Origin of the sequence: Enterococcus sp. AZ048, assembly GCF_051715125.1 — a bacterium.
Lineage (GTDB): Bacteria > Bacillota > Bacilli > Lactobacillales > Enterococcaceae > Enterococcus_A > Enterococcus_A gilvus.
In genome coordinates, this window is the sequence record NZ_JBIOTD010000002.1 from 166,600 (window position 1) to 178,192 (window position 11,593).

14 protein-coding genes are annotated in these 11,593 nt (G+C 41.0%); 13 read left to right on the forward strand and 1 reads right to left on the reverse strand.

Translation table 11 applies throughout. From position 1 onward, the window contains the following. The first annotated feature begins 23 nt into the window (after positions 1-23). From IGI66_RS14645 to IGI66_RS14685, 9 genes are all read left to right on the forward strand, one after another. Positions 24-2,702, forward strand: coding sequence for a pectate lyase-like adhesive domain-containing protein (locus IGI66_RS14645; protein WP_438849394.1), 2,679 nt, complete (start codon positions 24-26; stop codon positions 2,700-2,702). Positions 2,703-2,710: 8 nt separating this feature from the next. Further along, complete coding sequence (locus tag IGI66_RS14650) at positions 2,711-3,097, forward strand: LPXTG cell wall anchor domain-containing protein (protein ID WP_438849395.1); 387 nt, start codon at positions 2,711-2,713, stop codon at positions 3,095-3,097. Between the two features lie 70 nt (positions 3,098-3,167). Next, positions 3,168-3,797 (forward strand): WxL domain-containing protein, encoded by a 630-nt coding sequence (locus IGI66_RS14655; protein WP_438849396.1) that lies wholly within the window; start codon positions 3,168-3,170, stop codon positions 3,795-3,797. A gap of 75 nt (positions 3,798-3,872) precedes the next feature. After that, entirely contained in the window at positions 3,873-4,652 is a 780-nt protein-coding gene (locus tag IGI66_RS14660; RefSeq protein WP_010779070.1) for a WxL domain-containing protein, read from the forward strand. 24 nt (positions 4,653-4,676) lie between these two features. Further along, positions 4,677-5,414: a WxL domain-containing protein gene (locus tag IGI66_RS14665; RefSeq protein ID WP_010779071.1), complete on the forward strand. Its 738-nt coding sequence runs from the start codon at positions 4,677-4,679 to the stop codon at positions 5,412-5,414. Positions 5,415-5,483: 69 nt separating this feature from the next. Then, a complete protein-coding gene (locus IGI66_RS14670) occupies positions 5,484-6,569 on the forward strand; it encodes a DUF916 and DUF3324 domain-containing protein (protein ID WP_438849398.1) in 1,086 nt (361 codons plus the stop codon). Positions 6,570-6,654: 85 nt separating this feature from the next. Further along, positions 6,655-7,308, forward strand: a complete 654-nt coding sequence (locus IGI66_RS14675; protein ID WP_438849399.1) for a class A sortase — start codon at positions 6,655-6,657, stop codon at positions 7,306-7,308. Positions 7,309-7,332: 24 nt separating this feature from the next. After that, positions 7,333-7,920: a hypothetical protein gene (locus IGI66_RS14680; protein WP_114525654.1), complete on the forward strand. Its 588-nt coding sequence runs from the start codon at positions 7,333-7,335 to the stop codon at positions 7,918-7,920. Then, the gene (locus IGI66_RS14685; protein WP_438849400.1) at positions 7,901-9,343 is read left to right on the forward strand and encodes a helix-turn-helix domain-containing protein; all 1,443 of its coding nucleotides are present in this window, start codon (positions 7,901-7,903) and stop codon (positions 9,341-9,343) included. The genes IGI66_RS14680 and IGI66_RS14685 overlap by 20 nt, the downstream gene beginning before the upstream one ends. 125 nt (positions 9,344-9,468) lie before the next feature. On the opposite strand, the gene IGI66_RS14690 is transcribed toward IGI66_RS14685, so the two are convergent. Continuing rightward, positions 9,469-9,888, reverse strand: coding sequence for a GNAT family N-acetyltransferase (locus tag IGI66_RS14690; protein WP_316405972.1), 420 nt, complete (start codon positions 9,886-9,888; stop codon positions 9,469-9,471). Between the two features lie 292 nt (positions 9,889-10,180). Here IGI66_RS14690 and IGI66_RS14695 point away from each other — a divergent pair, with 292 nt between their 5' ends. The 4 genes from IGI66_RS14695 to IGI66_RS14710 all read left to right on the forward strand — a co-directional run bounded on the left by IGI66_RS14695 (position 10,181) and on the right by IGI66_RS14710 (position 11,586). Next, positions 10,181-10,465, forward strand: a complete 285-nt coding sequence (locus IGI66_RS14695; RefSeq protein WP_114525651.1) for a PspC domain-containing protein — start codon at positions 10,181-10,183, stop codon at positions 10,463-10,465. A 293-nt stretch (positions 10,466-10,758) separates the two neighbouring features. Further along, a complete protein-coding gene (locus tag IGI66_RS14700; RefSeq protein WP_316405971.1) occupies positions 10,759-11,142 on the forward strand; it encodes a DUF805 domain-containing protein in 384 nt (127 codons plus the stop codon). Positions 11,143-11,159: 17 nt separating this feature from the next. After that, positions 11,160-11,414 carry a hypothetical protein gene (locus tag IGI66_RS14705; RefSeq protein ID WP_086305090.1) on the forward strand — a complete coding sequence of 85 codons (255 nt, stop codon included), beginning with the start codon at positions 11,160-11,162 and terminating at the stop codon, positions 11,412-11,414. A gap of 28 nt (positions 11,415-11,442) precedes the next feature. Then, positions 11,443-11,586 (forward strand): hypothetical protein, encoded by a 144-nt coding sequence (locus IGI66_RS14710; RefSeq protein WP_010779080.1) that lies wholly within the window; start codon positions 11,443-11,445, stop codon positions 11,584-11,586. The last annotated feature ends 7 nt before the right edge of the window (positions 11,587-11,593 follow it).

The window sequence follows — 11,593 nt, forward strand, 5'->3', positions numbered from 1 at the left end:
TAGTTCGTAAAGGAGGTGAGAGAATGTTAAGACGCAAAATTAAAGTAGTCTTATTTTTAATCATTTTACTTCCATATTTCCAAGTTCCTCATGTGAATGCTGAAGAAACCACACAAGAAAGTACGCGTTCCACTGAGCAAAAGGAGGTAGGAGATCTAAGTAATAGTATCCAATCTTCTACTGATGAGAGTAAAACAGATGATCGTGTGATGGAATCATCATCTGAAGACATACTGTCATCAGAAACAAGTTCGACAGCTCCTCGTGATGAAAAGACAGAAAATTCTGAAAACTCAACAGATAAAACAGCGTCTTCGGAAACTAGTGAGAAGGAACCAGAAGCCAAAAAGGCAAAGATTCGTGCATTAGCAGCAAATGAAGCGGTCGTAGATAACTGGTCAGATTTTGTCAAAGCGATTCGGAATGAAACGATTACTAAGATATCCTTATCTCAAAGCTTTGACAACCCAAGTGCTTCAGATGGGACCTTGTCGACTTACGCCAGAAAAAATGACCTGGAGATCGACGGTCAAGGGCACCGTGTTGATTTCAAAGATTCTTCCATCTATTTAGCTTCACCTCAAAATGCTACGGGTTCTTTTCATATGCATGATATCACCTTAAACCAAAGGTATGGCGGAGCGTATTCTGAAGACATCGTTGGGAACCGTCTAAATTATACTTTTGGAGCAAAATGGAAGTATCGCTTTGGAAATATCACAGCTGAATCTGGGGTACAACGATTAGCGAGGGCTTCACACTCGGAAGTCAGAGTCTATGGCAATATGAACATCAATACCCGTGCTGAAAACTTTTATCTAGGAAGCCTGATCATGGAAGACGGCACGAATTATAAAGGAAACGTCAATTACTATGATTTCTCTGTATTTTGGTACAACGTACGTGCTAGTGCTGGATCAACGGGGGCTTCAAGAGAATTCACGATAGGAAAAAATTGTCATGTTGATGTTGGTCAAACACAAACGACAGGGCGGACCTATCCAGCAGTTTATAGCTATTATTTAGCGCTGACGGTTGGAGAGAACAGTGTATTCAACGTAGACATGCCTGGGAATGCGGTACGTTTTGATGATACTGGTGCGGGGATGACGATCAAAAAAGGCGCAGTTGTCAATCTAACAAGTAAACAATTGGCGGGGTCAATCGTTGCATTTAGTGCCAACAATACGTATTTAAACGCGGAGCCGGGAAGTTTCTTTTACGTGATCGGAACAAGTAATCAACCGTTGATCAATATGGCAGCGAACGGTATAGGAACCGGGAGTGTCAGTCGAACGGGGAACTCCTTCACGTTGAACAGTCCTGCTCAATATGATTTGAGAAACCTGAATAACTCGCAAATCGCGGTTAATGTCGCGTATGGAAGTGAAGCGAACAATACGTTTTCAATTCTAGATTCAGATGTTGATCTTTGGAAGGTTGGCGTGCCTGTTTTAGGACCGTCAAGTGAAACCTATGCGAAAGTACCGAGTTTGAAAGTTACGGGGAGTGGTTCGAGAGAGGCTGTGACGACATCCGTTGCTGGATTGGACCAATTCAAGCAGGCGAACTATCGCCGAATTTCAGGGATGAACCAAGATCCTAAAATCGAATGGACACCTGTGACAGATGCCGATAAGACGATCAAAGGTCGAGTAATTATTGGTGAAGTACCCGATAACAATGGTTTGGTTGGCGGGGAGATCAAGTATATTCCTGTGTATGCGTCAGAAAACCAGGCGAAGGTGAAACTGACAGATACAAACGGGAATGTCCGAGACAATCTACTGACAGATAAAAATGGCTATGTCTCTTACACAGACACAAGCACACCCGTCAAATTCCAAAAAGCTGGAGAAAATATCTCAGGAATCGCAGAACGCGGACCTTGGATCACACCAACACCAATCACTACCACTGTCATCGATGTCACACCACCAGAACCTGCGAAAGTCGATCATGCGGATGGCATCCAAAGCATTACGAAGCAATTAACAGGAACTGGGGAACCTAACAGTATTATAACATTTACCGTCAATGGTCAACCATCTGGAATTCCTGGGCAACTAGTAGGAGCCGATGGGAAATGGACGATTGATATATCAACGATACAAATTACACGAGGAGATGTCTTACAATTCTTCTTGCAAGACCAGAGCGGTCCGATCACGGCATTAAGCGAGGCGGATCGACCAAGTACGAATAATTCAATCGGTAATATTAATCCTAAAACAGATATGACTTATCGTGACGCAACATTTAAAGCGGGTACGAAGATCACAGTAGTAGGAAGTTTATCATTAGTTTCCGTTCCAAATGGACTGGAATTTGGTAGTAATTCTGTTTCGAACAAATTGGAGACCTATCGTCCAACAACTACAGGTACTCTTGTAGTCTCCGACACACGAGGCGGAGCAAGAAAGCCTTGGCGACTGACGTTGAGCCAATCTGAAACACTAAAAAATGGGACGATCTCTTTAGAGGATGCTTTATATTATACGTCGACATTAGGTGAAAAACCGATCACCACAGCTTCGCAAATCGTAGAATCCGGATCATTTTCTTCTGATGGCTCCAAGGATATTTCCGCTGGATGGACAGGAAACAACGGCTTCAAGTTGAGTGTCCCCGTTGAAAAGCAACGGGTGGGTGAATATTCAGGAAAACTCTCATGGCAATTAGAAGATGTTCCAGGAAATTAGGTGAGTAGATGAAACGATTAGCTATAAAAAGTTTGCTACTAATAGTGTTGCTGTTTACTGCTGTTCCGGCTTTTGCCGCAGATGCGGAATATGATAGCAATGGGGTTACCGCCTTTTATGGAAAATATGAGTATCCTAAAAAGCCCACAAAAAAAGAGGAATCCCAAAAAGAGGGCGGTTCTGCTGCTGTTCCTGAACAGCGCCCTCAGGAATCCGGACATTCAACGACGGGCTATGCCGGCGCGTTACCTTCCTATAAAGGAGAAGGAACGATCATTCCAGCTACAGGGGATACTTCAAATGTGGTCACCTCATTGATCGGCGTTGTCTTGTTAGCATTTGTTTTCTTCAAGCTAAAGGAGGGCGAGAACACTGAAACACATACCATTCGTTAGTATTTTTCTGATGGTCTCGCTTCTATTTATTGGAGGAACGGGCGTACATGCAGAAGATACGAACACACATATGAAGTATCAAAGTGGTGGGGGAACGACAACAAAACCACTTGACCCGCTGCTCCCAGATCCTACAAAACCAGTTGTTCCTGTTGATCCGACAAATCCAGTTGGACCGCCGGCAGGTACAGGCGGCAGTTTATCTCTTGATTTTTCTTCAAGTATCCAATTCGGGAATCAAGCGATCTCTACGAAGGATGAGACCTATTATGCTCATGCACAAGAATACACTGATTTTGACGGTGTTAAGAAAAAGGGTCCAAACTATGTACAGGTCACAGACGTTCGAGGAACAGGTAGTGGATGGAAGTTAGGAGTCAAACAAAACGGTCAGTTTCACACCTCTGAATCTCAAAAATTAAGCGGTGCTGAATTGATATTTACTCAAGGTGGAATGATCTCGAATCTTTCAAATGCGTATGCACCTGTTGCAAGCAGCGGATTTTCATTACCGCTTGATGCGGAGATCAATGTAATAACAGCCGACACAGATAAAGGATTCGGAACATGGCTCTACCGTTTTGGGACCAACGAAGCCACAGGAGGACAAGCGATTCAGTTGAAGGTTCCTGGGAAAACAGTCAAATACGCGAAAAAGTATCAAACAACAGTAACATGGACATTAAAAGATGTTCCTTAAAATAACAGTCGTTTCCGCTTTTTTATGAATAAAAAAATTTGGCAACGACACTAAAAGATGTGAGGAGAAAAAAAGATGAAAAAAGTAAGGTTAATGACCGTTGCGACACTTGCAGCACTATCACTTTCAACAGTCGGCGGTGTTATTTCACATGCAGCAGACACAGATTACACATCAAATGGTGCGGTGGAGTTTATTCCAAATCCAGATCCAACAAAACCAGTGGACCCCACTGATCCTGATCCGTCTAAACCGGTCGAACCGGTCGATCCGACAGATCCAAATGGTCCGAATCCAGGAACCGATGGTCCGTTATCCATCGACTATGCGTCATCACTTGATTTTGGTGTAAATAAGATCACCAATAAAGATGAAGTGTACTATGCAAGAGCACAACAATTTAAAGACGGCAGTGCAGCAAAGCCAAACTATGTTCAAGTCTCAGATAACCGTGGAAGTAACGGCGGATGGACGTTGAAGGTAAAACAAAACGGTCAATTCAAAGCGGCAAGCACATTGAATGATACGTTAACGGGCTCAGCGGTTAAATTGGTTAGTCCGACGGTTGCCAGCAATTCGACAGCCGTACATCCTACAGCGGCAGCAACGATTTCCTTAGATCCTGCAGGTGCAGAAAGTCTGGTTATGTCAGCGAAAACAAATCAAGGTGCTGGAACCTACGTCAATCGTTGGGGAACGGCTGAATCAGTAAAAGAAAAAGACAAAGATGGCAAAGAAGTTGATGCAGACGTGACAAAAGCAATCACTTTGGCTGTACCCGGCAGCACACCGAAAGATGCTGTGAAATACAGTACAACATTGACATGGAGCTTATCTGACGTACCTGGCAATTAATTCAAATAAAAGGAGACTATCACAATGAAAAAATTTGGTTCTTTATTTCTAGCAACAGCTATTTTAGCAAGTATTGGCTTGAGCACAACAACAACTTTTGCGGCAGATGGCGGCAATTACGACACAAACGGGGTCATCACATTTACACCTAATACAGACCCAACAAATCCAGTCGATCCAACGGATCCAACGAAACCAGTTACGCCAGTCGATCCAACAGACCCAACAGGTCCTAAACCAGGAACGAATGGCCCATTATCGATCGATTATGCATCAAGCTTAGACTTCGGGACACAAAAAATCACCTCAAAAGACGAAGTATACAAAGCAAAAGCGCAAAAATATCTTGATAAAGACAGCAATGAAAAAACTGGTCCTAACTTTGTCCAAGTAACAGATAACCGCGGAACAGAAGCAGGTTGGACATTGCAAGTAAAACAAAACAGCCAGTTCAAAACAGAGGATGCAAAAGAATTGACCGGGGCTGAAGTAACATTTAAGAACGGAAATGTCGTTACAGCATCCGATTCAGCAAAACCTACGGGTAAAGCAACGATTGTTGCCGATCCAACGGGTGAATTACAAGACGTTATGGCTGCAAAAGCAGGCCAAGGTGCAGGAACCTATTTAAATAATTGGGGAACCGACGCAACTACAGGTGCCAACAGCATTGAATTAAGCGTACCTGGTTCAACAACAAAATATGCGAAAAAATATTCAACAACCTTCACGTGGGTACTAACCGACGCACCTGGAAACTAATCATAACTATTTAATTGAAGAAGGGGTGCTTCTTGCATCCCTTTCTTTCAATGAAAGGAAAACTAGACAATGAAGTATAAAAAAATAACATCGCTATGTATCGCTTTTTTTAGTTTATTAATGGGAACAACCGCTGGCTATGCCTCAGAATTTAATTTTGCAGTGACACCAAAAGCCTCGGAAAACCAAATTGATAAAAACAAAACCTACTTTGACTTGATGCTTTCACCAGATCAAAAAGAAACATTGACCGTTGATTTGCGAAACGACACAGATAAAGAAGTTGTCGTGGAAGCACAAATCAACAGCGCCACGACTAACGGTAATGGCGTTGTAGAATACAGCAAGAATACGATCAAACCCGATCCTTCACTAAAATACAACTTAAAAGAGTACGTAGAAGCACCATCGGAGATCACATTAAAACCAAAATCTGCTGCCGAATATAAAGTGAACATACATATGCCGAATGAAAAATTTGACGGTGTTATTGCTGGAGGAATCACGTTCAAAGAAAAACAATCGGAAGAAGCGAAAGCATCATCAGATAACAACGATAAAGGTTTGGCGATCAAAAATGAGTATTCCTATGTCGTCGCTTTGTTGATGCGTCAAACAACAGAAAACGGCTCTCCAGATTTGAAATTGAATAGCGTCGATCCAAATCAGCGTAATGCACGGAATGTTATTCAGGGAAATCTTCAAAATCCGAATGGGACGTATTTAAATAACTTAGCAACAAAAACAATCATCACCAAAAAGGGAAGTTCTGAAGCACTATATACCGATGAAAAATCAGAAATGCAAATGGCGCCAAATTCGAACTTTAATTTATCAGTTCCGTTGAACGGAGAACGTCTGCAAGCTGGAGACTATACGATGAAAATAGAGGCTTACGGTCAAAAAGAATCGGATGGCACATTTAAATTCAAAGAAAAAGGTGCGCAAAAAGAAGAGGCTTTTCGTTACCATTGGTCCTTAGAAAAGGACTTCGAGATCAAAGCAGATGTAGCGAAGAAATTGAATGACTCAGACGTCACGATCAAGAAGGATCACACATGGATCTATATTCTGATTGGTATTTTATTACTATTGTTGATTCTTTTGTTCTTAGTATGGCGCAAGAAAAAAAATGACAAAAAAACTGAGGATTAGCTTAATACTGATTTATTGTCTAGCGATTAGTTTCTTATTTTTACCATTCATGAAACAGGCACTGCTTATTTACAGAACGCAAGAGGTGACCATCAAGACAACTTATACGAGTGAAAAGGCGGCTGAAGTTCCCTTAGAGGCAGTACAGCCGCCAGATCTGGCAGATGTACTCGCCTTTCAGCGAAACCAGACATTTCAAGCATCTGGACAGCTTATCATTCCGAAGGTTGACATAGGGCTCCCCGTCTTTTCAGGTGTAACGAATCAAGAAATTTTAGTTGGTGCAGGAACCTTGTTTCCAGAACGAACGCCTGAAAATCACAATGTGGTCTTGATTGGTCACCATTTGGGAAAAGAGAGCTTATTATTTGGTAAGCTGCTGAAGGTAGCAATTGGAGATTCTATTTTTTTTGAAGATGCAAGCGGCTTTTATCAATACATTGTAAGTGAAACGAAAATTATTGATCAAACAGACCTGCGTGTTTTAGATGATCATGGGACGTCCGAGATCACTCTGATTACTTGTGACAAGCCGACGCAGACGAAGCAACGGTTTATCGTAAAGGGGCAGTTGTTTAAAAAACCAGGTCAATTGACGAGACAAAAAATAGTTCATGATAAACAGGAAATTATTAGGAAAAAGAAACAAAATAATAGGTTATATTGTATAATTGTCGTAGTTTCATTTTTATTTTGTTTATTAGTTGGTATCAAAATAATCACTAAAGTCAGTGATTAAGTTTCGGAAAAGGAGAGTGACAGAATGAAAAAAATGGTCACGCGATCAATGGTGTTCGCGTTGGGTGCATCGATTTTTCTTTTTTCTGAACACGTATTTGGCAATACGGTCATCTATGATCCTTTAGACCCTCAAAATACGATCACTCCAATCACTGAGCAAGAGGTATCTAGCGAAACGAGCGAAAGCGCAAAGATAGATGGGCAAATTGAATTAGAGGAAACAGAGACTACTAGCGCCCAAACGACTTCGGAGACAAAAAATACTTCGGAAAAAGAACAAGAGGAGACACACCAAGAGTATCCAGATCACCTGCATGTTCCGACACCTGAGCGGAAAAAGGAAAATAGACAATCGACAGATTTTCCCCCTGACGATCCCTATCTTCCTATGAAAAAGAGACATCCTGAAAATCAAGTATTGATTCTTAATGAGGCGTTCTTTTCACAAGAACAGGTGGTCACACCTCCAAACGGGGGCGATGGAGGAAGCGGCGCACCAAATGATTTTCCTGATATCGCGCAGAGTGCTTATCTTTTGTCTGGAGTCGTATTGTATGGGGAAGCAAATGGTAAATTAGAGGCGAGAGTGAGTGATCGTTTTGCTAGATAATTTTTTGGCAAAGGAAGAATGGCGGAAGTATCAATTGTTGAAAAAGGTCGAACGAAGCCCTTACTTTGCCTTGACAAAGAAGGAACTGTCCGATGACCTGGAAATGTCAAATTACGTCTTGAAAAGTACGATCGATCAATTGGTTCTTGATTTGGAGCGATTTGGCTTGGCGAAGGAGATCCACCTTTTTGTAGAGGAGCCTTTTGTTCAAGTCGAAAGTACTGGGACGGCGAATTCAGATACCTTGTTGGAAAATTATGTCAAAGAATCGATAAGCTTCCATATTTTATTAGGGGCGAGTTTAGAGAAGTTTAAATCTCTGAATGAATTCTCAGAAAAAGAAACGATCAGTTATCCGATCGCCCACAGCACGTATAAAAAATTGAATCACTACCTTAAGGATTTTGAGCTTCAGATTGATAAAAAGTTTCGATTAACAGGCAAGAGTGAGAAAAATATTCGTCTCTTCTTAACAGAACTCTTTGCACGGATATACAGAGGGCAGGAGGATATTTTCACTTCGTCTGACAGAAGTTTGATTCAAGCCAAGCTGCAGATGTTCGATAGCGCTCATTTTACGGTCCATGAAAAAAACAATTTGATGTACTATTTATATGTAACCAATTTGCGAATTCAACAGAAAAAGTACATCAGTGAAAAACGAACGGCCAATCTACTAATTGAAAATTTCAGTCAAGAGCTTTCCGATACATTTTTTAGAAGGGTTCCTGACACATTTCGCGAAGCAGAGGTCTACGCGTTTTTTTGCTATTATGCGACCTGTTCGGAATCGTTGGATCAAGAGTTATCGCCAGCGGACGATTCTTTGGTTACCGCTTGGAGCCAAGATCTGTTAGTCAGTCTATCGAAAGTATTTCCTAAAATTGCGAATAGCCTAGAAAATCAGAAGGCGTTTATGGCACGTAGCCGCTTTTTGCATTTTCAATTACTTGAGACAAGTTTGGCTTATGAAGCCATTCAACCAGAGATCAACATCATTTATTTTCAACAAAATTATCCCGCACTTTTGGAATTTTGTGGAACCTACGTGAAAGAAATGCAGCAAACGAATCCTGAGTTATATAGAAAAAAGAAACAGGTACTCTTCCAGTACTTATTTCTAATTTTGGATGCTTTCCCAAAGAATGTGCTGTTAGAAACCATCAAAGTATACGTTGATTTTTCCTTCGGGCATTTGTATAACCAATTTATTATGGAAAATATCGGTTTTTTCCACCAAGTCGGTGCTGAGATCACGACAACTATTACCGAGGCGGACATCCTGCTAACGGACTCCAGAGATCTAGGGAGCCTTTACAAGAAAGAATGCATCGTTTGGTTAGCACCGCCTAGACCGCTGGATTGGGCTAATTTGGGTCAAAAAATTATTCAAAAAAGAGCAGATACTGAGAGAGATAAATAAGACTAAACGATGACGAACATTGGATTTCTTTTCAGCAAGTAAACGAAAAAACCGCGCAGCGATCGTAGAGTTACTACTACGAGGCTGAGCGGTTTTTTTGTGGGTCCGTCCATAAGGCTGCACAACTATTTATAAATCATATTCCAATAGGGATCTTGAACTGCTACTTCATTGATCTTTTCCCAGCCTTCTTTTTCATAGAAGGCAAGAGCGGGGGTGTTTCGTGATAAACACTTTAAGGTCATCGGCAGATGCAAGGACTGCTTGGCTTTTTCTAACAGGAGATGACCAGTACCTTGTCCTTTGAATCGAGGATCAATGAATAAACAATGGATAAAATTATCTGGAGGATACAAAGAAATAAACCCAATAATTCGTTGGTCGAGCGCAGCAATAAAGACATGTTCTTCTTTGGTATCATGGTCAAAATCTGCTAGATGCATTGATTCTGGATCGCTCCAATAAAAGGCCACTCGGCGACTGTCTAGGTAAATTTGGCGCAGCGACGGTTTATCTGTTTCCTTCATTTCGCGAATATGGATCATTGAATTCCTGCTTTCTTTTTTAGTTAGGAGTCTAATTGTCTGTCATTTTAAGTTCTAGCGGCTAAACTGTCAACTGTTTGGATAGGTAAGGAGCCTCCATGTGTGAGAATAACGAAAAACTACTACCAAATGCTAAATAAAAATACTCCTTTAGGCCTATGACGAAAAGAGAAAAAAACGGCATACTATAGTCATAAGAGAAAGAGACCTAGTGAGTGGAACCTAGTGAGTGGAACTCGCTACTATAAATCGGGCCCCATCTATTTGGGAGAAAAAAGGAGAACTGATTCAGATGAAAAAAATGACGAAATCAAAAGATAACAAGGTATTGACAGGAACATTGGCAGGGATTGCGGAGTACTTCGGGATTGATCCTACGATTGCACGTGTGGTCTTTGTGTTATCCATCTTCCTTTTAGAAGGTTCGCCAATTATATTGTATCTTCTATTTGCCTTCTTTATTCCTTCAGCAGACAACAGCGAAAGAGCATCATATAAGAAAGCATATGCTCGACCTGCTGAAAGTCAGCCAAAACAAGCGGATGCGGTGGCAGATGATACATGGAGCGATTTCTAACAACCGGCAGTTTTAAACGAGCAACGAATGAGTTGCTTCTATAATAAATACAAAAAAGAAGCGGACCTTCAGAAGGGTTCGCTTCTTTTTTGTTTGAAGGGGAAAGACTCTTTCTTTTTCGCTTGGGAAAAAAATGTCGTTTTATCAGACAAAAGTGGTTCTTTTGAAGGGGAGGAAATGCCGTATTATTTCCTTATCAGCTAAACGAGGTGATCAAAATTGCAGGAATAAAAAAAACAAGCACCTTCACAAAAGATACAGAAAATACAAATGATAGAAAGAAGACGGTCTTCATGAAAAGCTTACTTGAATTTTGGACAGATATGTTCAAGTGGCAGTACACGGCTTCAAGAAAACAATACTGGCTTCCAACAATCGTATACAGTGTGTTGTTCGACAGCTTATTCTATCGTACAGGCATCGCATTGACAGGCTTTTCTTATATCACATTAGAAAATGCAAACATGTTTGTACTCAGCCTTGGAGTGGTTTTGTTCATCGCACAACTTTCCCTTACGATTCGTCGGTTACATGACACCAATCATTCCGGTGCCTGGCTATTGATGGGATTGATCCCGATCGTTGGTTGGCTCCTCTTGATCTACATGTTATGCCAACCGACCAATGAAGCAGCTGGTGCCAATTATTCAACCTATTTAAATCAATCAACTCGATAAAAGAAGGAGTGGTCATTATGACAAACTATGAAAACAAAGAAATGAAAACTGTAGAAGAAGTAGCTCAAACACTAGAAAAAATGGATAAAAAAATAGCGGAATTGAATTCATTGGATCAACAGCCTAAAAAACACACATTAAAAAAATGGGTGTTAGAAAAAGAAACGCTGCACGAGATCAAACACATTTTGCACGAAGCCGATCGTTATGAAAAATACGACGAAAAAGAAATGGCTGAATTTGAAAAGGAAATGGATTCATTCACTTTTTAATCACTAAAAAAAGAAAGAAGATGACGGTATGAAAAAGAATTTATTAAAAGCAGGAATCAGTTTTGGATTAGTCACATTAGGCATTCTCTATGCGGGTAAAAAAACAGGATTACTCGAAGATGACAGCTCACTGTACGATGAATACGATTCAACAAAAGAAATGAACCACTGAGAGGAGA